14 protein-coding genes are annotated in these 13,369 nt (G+C 63.0%); 1 reads left to right on the top strand and 13 read right to left on the bottom strand.

What is annotated here, in order from left to right:
* Nucleotides 1-53: 53 nt before the first annotated feature.
* The 12 genes from FGL98_RS23655 to FGL98_RS23600 form a co-directional block, all read right to left on the bottom strand.
* Nucleotides 54-1,478, bottom strand: coding sequence for an amidase (locus FGL98_RS23655; RefSeq protein ID WP_146321136.1), 1,425 nt, complete (start codon nucleotides 1,476-1,478; stop codon nucleotides 54-56).
* Nucleotides 1,468-1,653 carry a hypothetical protein gene (locus FGL98_RS23650; protein WP_146321134.1) on the bottom strand — a complete coding sequence of 62 codons (186 nt, stop codon included), beginning with the start codon at nucleotides 1,651-1,653 and terminating at the stop codon, nucleotides 1,468-1,470. The genes FGL98_RS23655 and FGL98_RS23650 overlap by 11 nt, the downstream gene beginning before the upstream one ends.
* Before the next feature lie 173 nt (nucleotides 1,654-1,826).
* Complete coding sequence (locus FGL98_RS23645; protein WP_222432383.1) at nucleotides 1,827-2,645, bottom strand: GntR family transcriptional regulator; 819 nt, start codon at nucleotides 2,643-2,645, stop codon at nucleotides 1,827-1,829.
* Nucleotides 2,646-2,722: 77 nt separating this feature from the next.
* Nucleotides 2,723-3,502, bottom strand: a complete 780-nt coding sequence (gene fabG / locus FGL98_RS23640) for a 3-oxoacyl-ACP reductase FabG (protein ID WP_146321132.1) — start codon at nucleotides 3,500-3,502, stop codon at nucleotides 2,723-2,725.
* A 48-nt stretch (nucleotides 3,503-3,550) separates the two neighbouring features.
* Nucleotides 3,551-4,540 (bottom strand): phosphotransferase enzyme family protein, encoded by a 990-nt coding sequence (locus FGL98_RS23635; RefSeq protein WP_146321130.1) that lies wholly within the window; start codon nucleotides 4,538-4,540, stop codon nucleotides 3,551-3,553.
* 36 nt (nucleotides 4,541-4,576) lie between these two features.
* Entirely contained in the window at nucleotides 4,577-5,227 is a 651-nt protein-coding gene (locus FGL98_RS23630) for a hypothetical protein (protein WP_246136713.1), read from the bottom strand.
* Nucleotides 5,228-5,260: 33 nt separating this feature from the next.
* A complete protein-coding gene (locus tag FGL98_RS23625) occupies nucleotides 5,261-5,542 on the bottom strand; it encodes a BMC domain-containing protein (RefSeq protein ID WP_146321128.1) in 282 nt (93 codons plus the stop codon).
* An 81-nt stretch (nucleotides 5,543-5,623) separates the two neighbouring features.
* Complete coding sequence (locus FGL98_RS23620; protein WP_146321126.1) at nucleotides 5,624-5,908, bottom strand: EutN/CcmL family microcompartment protein; 285 nt, start codon at nucleotides 5,906-5,908, stop codon at nucleotides 5,624-5,626.
* Nucleotides 5,905-6,426: a hypothetical protein gene (locus FGL98_RS23615; protein ID WP_222432382.1), complete on the bottom strand. Its 522-nt coding sequence runs from the start codon at nucleotides 6,424-6,426 to the stop codon at nucleotides 5,905-5,907. The genes FGL98_RS23620 and FGL98_RS23615 overlap by 4 nt, the downstream gene beginning before the upstream one ends.
* On the bottom strand, nucleotides 6,419-7,015 hold the full coding sequence (locus FGL98_RS23610; RefSeq protein WP_146321121.1) for a BMC domain-containing protein: 597 nt from the start codon (nucleotides 7,013-7,015) through the stop codon (nucleotides 6,419-6,421). The genes FGL98_RS23615 and FGL98_RS23610 overlap by 8 nt, the downstream gene beginning before the upstream one ends.
* 2 nt (nucleotides 7,016-7,017) lie before the next feature.
* Nucleotides 7,018-8,580: an aldehyde dehydrogenase family protein gene (locus FGL98_RS23605; RefSeq protein WP_146321119.1), complete on the bottom strand. Its 1,563-nt coding sequence runs from the start codon at nucleotides 8,578-8,580 to the stop codon at nucleotides 7,018-7,020.
* Nucleotides 8,580-9,869 (bottom strand): class-III pyridoxal-phosphate-dependent aminotransferase, encoded by a 1,290-nt coding sequence (locus FGL98_RS23600; protein WP_222432381.1) that lies wholly within the window; start codon nucleotides 9,867-9,869, stop codon nucleotides 8,580-8,582. The genes FGL98_RS23605 and FGL98_RS23600 overlap by 1 nt, the downstream gene beginning before the upstream one ends.
* 457 nt (nucleotides 9,870-10,326) lie before the next feature.
* Between FGL98_RS23600 and FGL98_RS23595 the strand changes: the two genes are divergently transcribed.
* Nucleotides 10,327-11,964 (top strand): APC family permease, encoded by a 1,638-nt coding sequence (locus tag FGL98_RS23595; RefSeq protein ID WP_146321118.1) that lies wholly within the window; start codon nucleotides 10,327-10,329, stop codon nucleotides 11,962-11,964.
* 881 nt (nucleotides 11,965-12,845) lie between these two features.
* Here FGL98_RS23595 and FGL98_RS23590 read toward each other — a convergent pair.
* A partial coding sequence (locus FGL98_RS23590) for an IS1634 family transposase (RefSeq protein ID WP_425461023.1) occupies nucleotides 12,846-13,369 on the bottom strand: 524 nt, incomplete at its 5' end.

Genomic DNA, 13,369 nt, shown 5'->3' with positions numbered 1-13,369 from the left:
TTGAAAGTGCCTGTCCTGTAGAGATCCTGAGTTGTCGCAAACCCAAGTATCTCTTACAGCACAGGCACTTTCACGTCCCCCGACCGCGCGTCACACCTCAACCCGTGAAAGACGCAGGCTAGGCCCGTGTCAAGCACCCGTTGCTCGCCAAGAGGCGGTCCAATGATCTGGAGCCCGACCGGCATTCCGTCGATTACCCCAGCGGGCAAAGACAGACTCGGCAGGCCCAGCAGGCTCGCCGGTCCGATAAGCCGCATCAGGGCGTCCCCGGTCTCAACCTGACGGCCATTCAACGTCGTGATCGACTCGCCGACCGCTGGGCACCGCACCGGCACCGTCGGCGCGATCAGCACATCGACCTGGTTGAACACCGCCCGCATCTGATCACGCAACCGATACCGAACCTGTTGTGCTTTAAGGTAATCTACCGCGCTGGGCAGCTCTCCACATTCCAGCAGCAGCCGAACGTCATCGCCGAAGTCCTGTGGACGGTCACGAAGGTTCGCATGGTGCACCGCGGTGGACTCGGCAGTGTCGATGACGGTAAGGGCGTACTCATAATGCTGCGAATCCCCAATTGTCACCGGCCGGACGATCGCGCCGAGCTCCTCCAGGCCCGCGATAACGGCTCGAGACCGCGCCGCGACGTCGTCGTCGACATCGGCGTAGAAGTACTCGTCGTCGACGCCGATCACCAGCCCGGACACGGCACTCGACAGCGCTTCAGCCGTGCGGGTCGGCGGTAGGTCCAGCGAAGCCGGGTCGTGGACGTCGTACCCACTGATCGCGTCCAGCAGGATCGCCGCGTCGGTGACGGTCTGCGTTATCGGGCCCACGTGATCGAGGGTCCACGCTTCGGGGAACACGCCAAACTTGCTCACTCGACCATAGGTTGGCTTGAGGCCGACTACGCCACACATCGCAGCCGGGATGCGGATCGAGCCGGAGGTGTCCGAGCCGAGCGACACCACGCTCAGGTGGCTTGCGACCGCCGCCGCGGACCCGCCGCTGGAGCCACCGGGCGTCTTGTCCAAGTCCCAGGGGTTGCGGCAGGTGCCATACCAAGGATTGTCTGTCGTGACACCGAGCGCGTACTCGTGCAAGTTGAGCTTGCCCAGAAACACCGCGCCCGTCCGCCTCAGCCTCTCGACGACCGTCGCATCGTGGTCGGACACGAAGTCACGGTGGATCTTGGAGCCCATCGTGGTGACCTGGCCCGCAAAGGACATGTTGTCCTTGATGCCCATCGGGATCCCGTGCAGCCTGCCGCGGTAATGGCCCTTAGCGATGTCCGCCTCGGCATCGGCTGCGCTTTGCAGTGCGCGTTCGTGGTAGATCGAGATATACGCCTTCAGGGCGTCGCTGTGCTGATCCACCTGCGCGAGCATCGCCCTCGTGAGCTCGACCGGTGACACCTCACGACGCTCGATCAGGCTCGACAAATCAGCCAGCGACTTGGTTACCAGGTCACTGCTCACCGTGGTGCCCTTCTGCCGCAAACGTCAGAGGGATCTCGAAATCGGCCGGCTGGGCTCCATCAATCTCCGCACGCAGCAACCTGATGCGGCGCCAGTGATCACGCAGCGCCTCCATGTCCGACGCGGGCACGTCTAGACCTCTGGCGTCGAGTAGGCGAGCGATAACTGAGTCCATGAAGACCTTCCTTGAGCCAATGTCTGCGAGTGAGTTGATGCCTCCGTCAGCGGAAACCAGTCCGGGTGATTGGGTAACGATCAAGACCCGGGAACCGAGTTGGTGCAGCAGTAACAGGGATTGCTGTGTCGTAGACGACCTAATCAGACACTCGGGGCTGCGCCGCGGTGTTGCTATAGGGCGGTCTGAATAGCGCGAAGCTCGACGAACTCACCATCCTGCCTGGCGTGGCTACGGACGCCGCGGCCGGGAGCCTTCACCGAGATCCGTGTCCGGTCGGCGCGGAACAGGTCACGGGAGAACTCGAAGGCCAAGCCCTCGGAGTCAACGGTTGTCCGGGTGATCGACAAGAGGGCGGAGTCGGGCGCCACCCCCAGCATGGAGGCTTCATTCTCTGTCGCGCTGACGACTTCGATGAGTTCTTCCGCCTCGCCGGGCACGACCCCATACTCGCGCTCCAGCAACTCATAGATGGACCCACCCAGCGCTTGCTCCAAAAGGCCCGTGAACCGATCGGCAGGGAACTGTGCATGATCCAAGGAAATTGGTGTGCCATCCGCTAACCGGATACGCCGGATCTGGATGACGAGCTCGCGGTCGGACAGGTGCAGTGCGGTCCGCGTCTGGTCGTCGGGCGCAATGACCTGGGTGGACAAGATTCGGCTTCCAGCCACGTAGCCCTGCCGAGCAAGGTATGCCGGCATTCCTACCACCCGGGAAAGGTCACGCTCGAGCTTCGCATGGCTGATGAACGTACCGCCGCCACGGCCGGGCACACGACGCACCAAGCCAGCCTCTTGCAACGCGGCGAGCACGTGCCGGAGGGTGGCCCGGCTGACGCCGTAGTGCTCGGACAACTCACGTTCGCTACCCAGCCGGGCACCGGGTGACAGCACCCCGCTGCCGATATCCGAGACCAGTCGCCGTCGTAGCTCCTCAGCAACGGCGTGCGACCCCTGGGGCTCGGGCTCTCCCATATCGTCTCCAGTCATCTCGACATGGCGGTTATTTGGTCCGTCCGAATTATCTCATGATCCGGTCGGAGACCTTGACGATGCGCATGCGCGGGTTACATCTCCTCAAGAGCCATCAAGGACTCGGGCAGTACTTGCCCCCCGTCGATGACGAGCGACTGTCCGGTGAGGTACCGTGCCTCATCCGTTGCGAAGAACAGGGCCGCGTGTCCGATGTCCTCGACCGATCCCAGGCGGCCCATCGGCACGCTGGAGGCCATTCGGTCGAGGTAGTCCTGGCCCAGCCCGTCCAAGCCTTCGGTCATGATGTTGCCGGGCATCACCGCGTTGATGGTGACCTTTTTGGGCGCGAGTTCCATCGCCGCGGTGCGGATGAACCCCAGCTGGGCTGCCTTACTCGCACCGTAGTGAGACCAACCTGGGTAGCCAGTGATGGGTCCGGTGATCGACGAGGTCACGACGATCCGTCCGTGCCCGGATGCCTCCAGGTGGGGCAGACAGGCCTGAACTGCGTACACCGTGCCCTTGAAGTTGACGGAGAGCACTTCCTCGAGCTGCTCGGCGGACATGTCCTCGAGGCGAGCGGTGGGGAAGATGCCTGCGTTCGCGCAGAGCACGTCGATACCGCCGAATGCCTCGACAGCGTGGTCGGCCATGCGCCGGCACGATGGTGGGTCAGCGACATCGACGACGACGGACTCGACCTGACTGCCGTGGTCTCGCAGCTCTTCGGATGCGCGGCGGAGGGCGCCCTGGTCGCGTCCCGCGATGAGCACGTTTGCGCCGGCGGCCGCGAATACGCTGGCGATGCCGAAGCCGATGCCCTTGCTGCCACCGGTTACGACAACCGAACGGTGAGCGATGGATGTAAACATGTTTGGCACCTCACTGCGGTTGGTCGGACTGATGAGAGTGTCGGGTGGCTAGATCGATGCGCCACTGGATGACAGGTAACGTTCGCCGAGCTCGCAGGTGCCGGCGGTGTAGTCGCTGCCCTTCTCCTGGACCTCGCGGGCGTGCGAGTGCGATCCCATCCAGGCGACGAGCATGAATCTGCGGAGCATGACGAAGGTGTCTAGCATTTGCTCCTCCTCCGACGTGAGTGTCGCCACGTCGCGATAGCCTGCGATCCAGGCGGACCGCCACTCGGGGAGCCTTGGGTCATCCTCGATGAACGAGACTGCCGAGCCAAAGTCGTAGAGGTACCAGGAGAAGCCAGAGTCGTCGAAATCAATGACATTGATGTGGCCGTCGTCCACGAGCAGGTTTGCGAGCCGAAGATCGGCGTGGACCAGACCGAACCGGTCAGCGCTTGCGCCGTATGCCCGCAGCCGCTGCCCGATCAGCGTTGCCACCTCGCTCAGGTGGCTCAGCTCGCCGATGCCAATGCCAATGCCGTCCTGCCAACGCCCCCAACGCGGCTGTTTGCCCAGCGTGTGGTCCCAGTCCCAGGAGAACCGGTGGAACTGCCTCGGACGCCGCCAGGTGCGCGCGTGCCGGTGCAGGCGTGCGGTCAACGCCCCGAGCGTCTTGAAGTCTGTGGCGCATACCGCGTCCTCGTCGGGTTCGATGCCACCGATCTTCTCGAAGAGCACAGCATGCCGCTGCCGGCTCTCACGGTGGACGGTGATCACGCGGGCACCATCGCGTGCGCGCACCGATATGGGGGTCTCGACTCCGGCATCCCGTCGCAGCGCGTCGAGCCACATCAGCTCGGACTCGATTGAGCGCACCGGGTGGTAGCCCTCACGGTGCACCCGCAGGATGCCATCTCGACCGGTCGTCGGATCATGCACCAGGTAGGTCGCGTTCTCGGAGAGATTGATCATCCGGATGTCGGTCCGGGCCGAAAAGTCATACCGGATGAGAGCCTCACGGGCCACCAGGTCGTCCTCGGTGCTGTCGACGGTCATTCCTGTCGTCCCTTCGTCCTTCATGGCATCGAGCGATCAGTGATCGCGGCCCTCGATGCCGTCGAGGACCTCGGTGATTCGGTCCCGTGCAGTCGCCACGTCAACAGTGTTGCCACTGATGAATATCCGACCAGCGGCACCGATCATCTGGACATCCACCATCGTGACACCTGGGGCGGCACGCTCAGCCTCATTTGCCGCGACTGCCGCAAAGAGGGCTGGAGCCACCTCATACACGAGCAGTGAGTCACCGGGGACGATCATCGACCCGCCTCGGGTGCGGTTCAGGATGGTCGCGTGCTGGTCGCTGATGTGCTCGATGACGTCCTGGTATAGAACTCGTGGGCGCAGCTGGTCCTCGGCTTTGGAGTTCGTCCCGTCTAAGATTGCCTGGCCGGCCTGGGTTACTGCGTCGAGGTCGTGCGAGTGGACCTCGAGAACGCCGAACTGCCGCTCGACGTACAGGATTCCCGGCACCACACTGGGCACCTCACGTAGAGCCAGGTCGATGACCCGTTGAATGGCCAGGGCGGGGGACACTTCGACGATCAGGGCGTGATCGCCCTCGTAGGGTGGGTAGCCACGCGCGCGCGTCGGCGTGCCCATGAATGCGGCGAACTTGCGCTGCAGATCTCGGACCATGAGATAGACGCGCAGGTCCGTCTGGGGGACGGGGGTGGTGTTCACAGCTCACCTCCTGGGCTGGGTCGAGTGCCTGCGTTACTTCGTAGAGATGTCGAAGTGTGTTCCGAGCTCGGGGTGTGGCCGCGGGATCACATGCACGCTGATGAGCTCACCGACCTGAGCCGCGGTCTCTGCACCTGCTTCCGTGGCCGCCTTGACGGCGCCGACCTCACCGGTCACCACGACCGCGACGAGGCCGTCCCCGACCTCCTCACGATCCGTGATGGTGACGTTGGCGGCTTTGACCATCGCGTCGGCCGCGGCGAGGGCCGCGACGAATCCCTTGGTCTCGATCATTCCGATGGCGCTACTGGACATTGCTGCTCCTTCTGGGTTCGGTTGGACCGCAATGGATCCGATGGGTGATGGGTATGCGGGATCGGGGCGCCGGTGCGCCGATCAGCCAGGTGGTCCGCCTTCCGAGCCAGGCGCTGAGCCTGTGGAGCCGGCATCGATCGAGCCGATGATCAGTGCATCCACGGGCGGTGGCGGACCGGTGAACCAGTGCGAGGCGACGGACCCCTGGGCTACGAGCACGTGTTCGCCGAGCCCGACGCCCAGGACATCGAACGCGATCATCCTGGCGCCGGTGGCGGGGATCTCGAGCTCGAGGAAGGCACCACTCGGCAGGCCGTCGACGCGGCGGGTCGACCAGACGTTTCCAGTCACAACTGCGGATATCATCGGCGCTCCTTCTCAACGGGTACACCAAGCGCACGAGCCTTCTCACGTGCCAGTGGTGTCAGGACGGCACGTCTGCCGAGCAGCAGGCTGGCGCCGGCTTCGGCGGCTGCCGCGACGCGGCGCTCGGTGACGGCACCGGAATCGATGCGTTCCACCGCGCCGGAGGCTGCCGGAGCCGTGGCCCCGCCGGCGAGCTGGAACCGCAGGCGCCCCGTACGAATGTCTTCGCGAGCCTTCGGGTTCTCAAAGAGGCCGACCAGGTGGAAGGCGAACTGCTGCAGGTCGGCGTCACTGGTGATGCGTACCCGTTCGGTTCGCGAACGAGCGGCGCCGCTGATCGGTCCGGTCGGTTGTGCGGTCGGGCCTGGCGACTGCGCCGCGGCGGACCGTGTGGCGTGTGCTCCCTCTCCTACGGTGGTGATTTCCTTGGCGGCGACGTCCGCGACCACCTCGCGGACGACCTGTGCCACAAGCCGTCGCAACTCTGCGGATCCGGTGCCTGCGGTCCCGTTATCCACCGAGCGCCTCCCGGGCAGCATCGGCCGCCTGACGCACATCGGCCTCAGTGCCGGAGAGATAGACTCGGCCCGTCGCGCCAATCATGCGGTAGTCTACGACCTTGACATCGGCAGCCTTTTCGGCCTCGTTTGCTGCGAGGATCGCGTAGGAGGCGGGCTGCACCTCGAGGACGAAGACTGACTCGCCACCAAGGACCATCGAGCCGATCTTGTTGCGGTTGATCAGGAATGCGTGCTGGTGCTCGATGCTGGAGATGATCTTGCTGGCTAGGATCGTCGGCTGGGTGGCCGACGCGGCGGAGGCATCCATGGACCGCAGGCAGGCTGCCGCGGCGGACTGCACCGAGCCCGTCTCTCCGTGGAACTCCAGGTAGCCGAACTGGCGCTCCACCACGAGGATCCCGGCCTGCACATCAGCGTGCTTGAGCGCGATGTCGGTGATCCCCTCGATGTCAAGCCCGGGGGCGACCTCGATGATCTGGGCCGCAGCGTGCGCGCGCGGAAGCACGCCTTTGATCCAGGTGCCGAGGTAGGACATTGTCTGCGGCTGCAGGCGATCGATGAAGATGAAGGATCGTAGCTCGGTCATGGTCATCCTTTCAGCAGCTGTGAGAGTTCTTCGGCGACAAGCTGGCGGATCTCGTCACGGAACTGCTCGGTAGCGCCATGAGGCAGCCGACTGGATACGGCCGCCTCGACACGGGCACCCAATGCGGAGGCGGAGATACTGCTGTGGGTGGCATTGGAGGCCATGGGGTACGCCGGGGTGCGACCGCTGGGTGCATGCGCCGGGTCGAGGCCGGCGAAACTGTCCATGGGGGCGCTGATGTCGGCGTTGTAGGCGATCTTCGCCCAGTTCAGCAGATGCGCAGGCTCGAGGTTGTCGCCGATCGAGCTACCACCGACGAACCCGGTGCCGATCGTCATCGACGGAGCGAGGTTCGTCCCGAGCCCGGAACAACCGGTGCTGGCGCCGATGTTCACGGCCACGCGTAGGACGGGCACCCCGGCAGTGAAGGCCATGATCGTGCGCGGGTCCTCGCTGTGGATGGCGGCCGAGTGCCCAGCGCCGGCGATGCGCACTACTGCGCGGCAGGCGCCGATTCCCCGCTGAACGTCCGGCACTCTGACCAGCGCGAGCACCGGTGAGAGCTTCTCGTGGGTCATTGGGTCGTCGGGAAGCACGCTCTCGATCGGCGCGACCAGCAGGCGTGTCTTTGCGGTCACCCGGAAGCCGGCTTGCTCGGCGATCCACGAGGCATCCTTGCCGACGACATCCGTGTTGAGGTGGCCGCCGAAGAACATGTAGGAGCGCAATCGGTCGGTCGACTCCTGGTCGAGCACGTGGGCACCGGCATGAGCCATTGCGCGTTCCAGCTGGCTTGAGACGGACTCCTCGACAACCAGGACCGACTCATTGGTGCACAGTACTGAGTTGTCGAACGCCTTGCTGGCGACAATGCGCTCAGCCGCTGCTTTGAGGTCTGCGGTGTGGTCGACCATGACGGGGACATTGCCAGGCCCGACACCCAGGGCTGGGTTGCCCGAGGAGTATGCCGCGCGCACCACGTCCGAGCCGCCCGTCGCCACGATCACATCGGTGCGCTCGTCTTTCATGAGTGCAGTCAGCAGGGGGATGCTCGGCTCGTCGACGACTTGGACTATCCCGATCGGAGCGCCGGCCTCCTCCGCGGCGCGTCCGAGGAGGCCGGCGGCGTCCGCACAGCACTCCTTGGCGCGCGGATGCGGTGCAACGACTACGGCGTTGCGGGTCATGAGACTCAACAGCACCTTGAAGTAGACCGACGCGACCGGGTTGGTCGTCGGTGTAATTGCCAGGACCACGCCGGCCGGCCGGGGGATCTGCACCATCTTCTGCTGCACTTGAACACGAGGCGAGACGAAGTCCTGGCCGGCGTAGAACTCGAGGAGCCCCTTGGAGCATGCCTGGTTCTTACGGACCTTGTCTGCCACAACGCCCATCTCGGTCTCTTGGACTGCCCACTCGGCATATCGCTGCGAGTTGGCGTAGGCAACGTCCGCGACCGCCGCGACAATACGCTGCACGGTGGCGGCATCGAAGGTGGAGTAGCCCCTAGCCGCCCAATGGGCCTGTTCAAGCATGTGGCCGGCGCGCGCCGTGTCAACCGTCATCACGCCGCCGTTCCTGACCCGGTGCGGGCGTCATCTCGAGACTTCTGCACGGCAACCTCGACGCGATCGAGGACCTCATCGCACAGAGCGTCATTCATCAGGATCCCCGGCTTGAACTGGAGCACTCGTGGATCGAGTGTGGAGAAGATCGCCCAGACGCCGTGCTCGTAGAGCTGCCGCATGACGAACTTTGCACCCTCGGGGTGGTTGAACTCGAGGCCAAAAATGACACCATTCTGCCGAATTCCCGTGAACCAGTCTGGATAACGACCCCTGATCTCCGCCAGACCGGCTCCGAATAGGTCTGCGATGTAATGCACCATCGAGCGGACCTCTGGGCGGGTTGTGATCTCCAGCGTCTTCAACGCGGCAATGCAGCCGAGCTCGGCGCCGCCGAAGGTCGACATGTGCGCGAATCCGTCCTCAGTAAGCCACTTGCCGGCCCGATCACTGAGCAGCACACAGGCGATGGGGTACACACCGCCGGAGATCCCCTTGCCAGTGACGAGGACGTCAGGGTTGATGCCGTGCTTGGTGATTCCCCAGAGCTCTCCGGTACGCATCAAGCCGGTCTGGACCTCATCGGCAATGTAGAGCGTCCCCGCGCGCCCGGCGAGGGCCTTGACACCCTCAAGATAGCCCGGCTCGGGGAGCGGGAATCCGTATGTGGCCGGGATCGTCTCCATGATGACCGCCGCGACGTCGCGACCGATGAGAGCTCGCTCCATGGCACCAAGGTCATTGAACGGGACTTGAATGAACTCGTCCGGGCGGTCAGAAAGAAACATCTTGGAGAAGCGGTCATCGCCTGCGCTGACCGCAAGGCCCGTGTGACCGTGATAGGCCTTCACAATCGAGACGATCTTGCGCCGCTGGGTCGCGTGGCGCGCGCTCTTAAGCGCAATGTCGATCGCCTCGCCCCCACCCGAGGCGTAGGCCACTCGCGTCAGGCCCACCGGTCCAGTCTGGATCAGGCGCTCTGCCAGAGCGGTTCGGGCCACCGACGGGAAGTGGTGGTTACCTATGTCGAACTGCTCCATCGCAGCCGTGACAGCGGCGACCACCTCCGGGTTGCGGTGACCAAGGTTGTACGTGCCGCCGTTCAGGTGCAGGTCGACCAGACGTCGACCGTCCATGTCCCACAGGAAGTAGCCCTCGCGCTTGTCGATCACCAAGTCGACTCCGGCATTGGACCAGAACTGGGTCTTGTCGGGGTTCCAGTACTCCTTGGACCTCTCGAGCACCTCGGCCTTGGAGTCGAAGCTGAACGAGCCGTAGTCGTGCATCATCAACCCTCTCCCTGCGCTGCCCGCTCAGTAGTACGAGCCCACATCGAGAGTATTTACGGTCTGACCGAAAACGTCAATAGCCAGGTTGCAGGGCCGGACGCGACCTGTGGACTCACCTGGGTTCGTCGCGCCCACGCGTTGCCCTGTCGTGGTGGAGGCGATCGCTGTTCGCATCAATCAATCCGGACCACACGGCTGTTCGCTGCCGCGCGGCAGTGAGGTCACTGACAACCATTGGCTCAACAACCAGATATTCAAACGGTCAACCAAATGATCAAAAGTTGCGCACTGCTCTTGTTTTCGGTTCGCGGTGGTGCCATCCTGGCTACATCCAAGTGAGGTAGATCACAACGGTCGCGCACGTGTCAGGTGGCCGATGGTCCGAGATGCGTCGACCTCGCCTACGTCTCCTTGATTACAACCCGCATCTGCATCAGGCAACGGAGGATCTGGCATCATGACCGACTCGATCGCGCAGCATGGTGACCCCAACAGGACGAGTGGCCAAGGCATAGGTGAGGCCTCCACGAACACCAGGGTCAGCGGGGACGGCGTGCAGCGACTGCGGCGAAACGCTGTCGGCCTCCCAGGAGTGTTATTTATGGCGGTCGCGACAGCCGCGCCGATCACCGCCATGGTCGGCAACGTGCCGATCGCGGTCGGCTTCGGCAACGGCGCGAACGCGCCTGCCGGCTACATCGTCGCGACAATAGTGCTGGGCCTGTTCGCACTCGGCTACTCGGCCATGGCGAAGCACATCACCGCAACCGGTGCATTTTACGGGTACGTCTCCCACGGCTTAGGTCGCATCGTCGGACTCGCTGCCGGCTCCATGACGACAATGGCGTACGTAGTATTCGAGGCATCTCTCGTCGGCATCTTCTCTTTCTTTGCGCACAACTTCTTCTCCCAGCATCTCTCCATGAATATATCGTGGATCTGGTTTGCACTCTTCATGCTCATAGTGAATGCCGCACTGACCTACTTCGACATCAATTTAACGGTCAAGGTACTTGGCATATTTCTCATAACTGAGATTTTCATGCTCAGCCTGATGGCATTCTCGGTGATCTTCACAGGCGGTGGGCCACAGGGTTGGTCGCCCGGTTCACTGAACCCGATAAATGCGTTCCACAACCTGCACGAAGTCGTTCCATCTGTGCTGCATCCCGGAAAAACGGTGGTGGCGACAGGCGCGGCTGGAATCGGCCTCTTCTTCGCCTTCTGGTCCTGGGTAGGATTTGAGTCCACGGCCATGTATGGAGAGGAGTCACGCAATCCGAAGAAGGTGATCCCGCTAGCAATCATGGTTGCCGTCATCGGCATCGGCCTCTTCTATGTATTCATCTCATGGTCCGCGATCGTCGGCGTTGGCCCAGGCAATGCGGTTGCCATAGCACAGGACACCAACAACGCGGGCAACATCTTCTTCCAGCCCATGCAAGAACACATCGGCACATGGGCGGTGACACTATTCGAGTTCCTGCTCATGACCGGGTCCTACGCATGCGGAATGGCCTTTCACAATTGCTCGGCAAGATACATCTATGCCATCGGACGCGAGGACCTCATCCCGGGTCTTCGGAAGACTCTGGGGGCAGCGCACAAAGTTCACGGATCACCGTACGTCGCCGGTTTTGTACAGTCTGCCATCGCCACCATAATCGTGCTTTGGTTCTACTTCACGAACCGCGACCCCTACGCCGAGCTGTACACGCTCATGGCGATACTGGGGACGATGGCAATACTCATTGTCCAAGCACTCACATCGTTCTCTGTCATCTCCTATTTTCACATTTTAAAGATGCATCCCGAATCCGCCAACTGGTTCCGTACTTTCCTTGCGCCGCTTCTAGGCGGAATTGGGATGATCTATGTAAGTTGGCTTCTGATTCAGAACCGGAGCTTCGCCGCGGGGACGGCATCAAAAGACATTGTATTTACGGCGACACCATGGATTGTTATTGCCTTCGGGGTAGCAGGCCTTGTGTACGCCATCGCATCCAGGTACCTGGCTCCCGAACGCTACGAAATCATCGGGCGTGTCGTCCTCGATGACACGCACGAACGCGAGGAAGAGACGCAAGATCAGTAGAGAGCATCTCGCCGGAGCAATGGCGACTGGCCAAAATGTCGGGTACCGCGTGTGCTTGTGCGCGGAGCTCTTGCAGGGGGCACAGCATGCCCGACGCCTGAAGCATCGAGCCCAGGAAGTCTCCCTGACATTCCGGAGTAAAATGGTTACATGTGCATTATGTACCGACCGCCGCTCAAAGTGATCTCTCCGCCTTCGGTGCGGGCTGCGGCGAAGCCAGTGCATCGGTCGGCCGTGCCTTCTGATATTTGCGCCGGAACAGCAGCAGACAGATCACAGCAGCGGCAGAAGCCAAAGCGGGGGTGAGGCCGAAGCTGGTCTCATGCTGTGCTGCCAGGCGGCCCCCTCTGGACCGAGGGGAGGTGTCGGAGAGGCAGTGATCTTGGTCGCCTAAAGGCGGCCCCCGCAATGTTGTTCGGCGACTTGCACCGGTCGAGCTTCAACCTACGGCGCGACTTGTGGTTCGTGCTCCTGTTGGGCGGGGCATTTCGCGAGCCTTGCAATGGCAGGCTCCGGGTGCGACGTCGCGGGCGCGCTGGGGGACTGCCTCTGTGGCACTCGTCGGTGCCACGAGTACTGGCGCGCCATCAGATCCGGCCGCGCACATTGCCGTCACTTTTCACCCTCACCGATGGTCCGCCGAGCTGGATGTTGTCCGTCACGGATTTGCAGATGATGCCGTCATCGGTGTTGCCGACGATCCGGGTATGAGGTGGCCCCGCCCGGTGGTTGCGGACGGGGCCTTGGTCGTCGTAGTGGCGGGATGCTCGGCGTGGTGACGGAGTGGGGGGTATTCGCCTCAGTAGGCACTGGTTTCGGAGATCGCGATACGCGCGGCTTTCTCATCCCCTTTGATCTCTCATCTCCCGAGTCATGCCACTTTAGTGTGTTTCGTCTGAGTGCCTGATTGCCTCGAGGATCTGCTCTGCGAGATCGGTGAGGGGGTCGGCCGCGACATGAGTGTGGCCGCCGATGGTGACCTCGATCTGCTGGAGGGGCTGGAGGGTCTTGACGATCTTCTTGATGCTCAGCCCGGTGATGTTCTGCAGATGACGCGCGATCGCCAGCGCCGCGAACACGATCGTCAGGTGAGCCTCGATCGCGTCCCGCGTGTGGTGGAAGATCGGCCTGGCTCGAAGGTCGCTCTTGGACAGGCGAAACGATGCCTCGACGTGCCACAGGTCGTGGTAGGAGGAGATGACCTCACCGGCACCCATGGTGTCGGCGGGAATGTTCGTGACGTACCCCTTCAGGCCCACGAGCTGGCGTGCCCTGGACAGGGCGGCCTCGTTCAGGGTGCGAGTGTCACCCTCGGTGGTCACGAATCGTGGTGTGCGCGCCGACTTCTCACCCGCCACGACGGCCTTGGCCCGGTTCTCCTGCAATGTCAGCGTCTTGCGGTCCC

Source organism: Leekyejoonella antrihumi (assembly GCF_007845645.1).
GTDB classification, from domain to species: Bacteria; Actinomycetota; Actinomycetes; order Actinomycetales; family Dermatophilaceae; genus Leekyejoonella; species Leekyejoonella antrihumi.
Note: the sequence above shows the minus strand (reverse complement) of the source record. Positions and strands in the feature narration are given on the sequence as shown.